The organism is Pseudolactococcus insecticola (assembly GCF_011170065.1).
Classification (GTDB): Bacteria; Bacillota; Bacilli; order Lactobacillales; family Streptococcaceae; genus Pseudolactococcus; species Pseudolactococcus insecticola.
Map to the genome: position 1 here is coordinate 1 of NZ_BLLH01000026.1, position 600 is coordinate 600.

Annotated in this window: 1 protein-coding gene; it reads right to left on the reverse strand. The window is 41.3% G+C overall.

The window, feature by feature from the left end; all coding sequences use genetic code 11:
- Nucleotides 1-600 (reverse strand): hypothetical protein (locus tag Hs20B_RS09610; RefSeq protein ID WP_191088442.1); only part of this gene is annotated, 600 nt, incomplete at both ends.

Sequence of the window (600 nt, forward strand, 5' to 3'; positions counted from 1 at the left end):
CAGTTGAATCGCTATCTTCGCTTGAGTCTGAGTCTTCTGTTGAGTCGCTATCTTCAGATGAGTCTGAGTCTTCTGAAGAATCGCTGTCTTCAGATGAATCTGAGTCTTCTGTTGAATCGCTATCTTCTGTTGAATCTGAGTCTTCTGTTGAATCGCTGTCTTCAGATGAATCTGAGTCTTCTGTTGAATCACTGTCTTCAGATGAATCACTATCTTCTGTTGAGTCGCTATCTTCTGTTGAATCGCTGTCTTCAGATGAATCTGAGTCTTCTGTTGAATCACTGTCTTCAGATGAATCACTATCTTCTGTTGAGTCGCTATCTTCTGTTGAATCTGAGTCTTCTGTTGAATCGCTGTCTTCAGATGAATCTGAGTCTTCTGTTGAATCACTATCTTCAGATGAATCACTATCTTCTGTTGAGTCGCTATCTTCTGTTGAATCTGAGTCTTCTGAGGAATCGCTGTCTTCTGTTGAATCTGAGTCTTCTGAGGAATCGCTATCTTCTGTTGAATCTGAATCTTCTGTTGAATCTAGCGCAGTTGCTGATTCGCTATCCGCTGTTGAATCTGAATCTTCATCGGAGTCTGAATCTTCTGAGG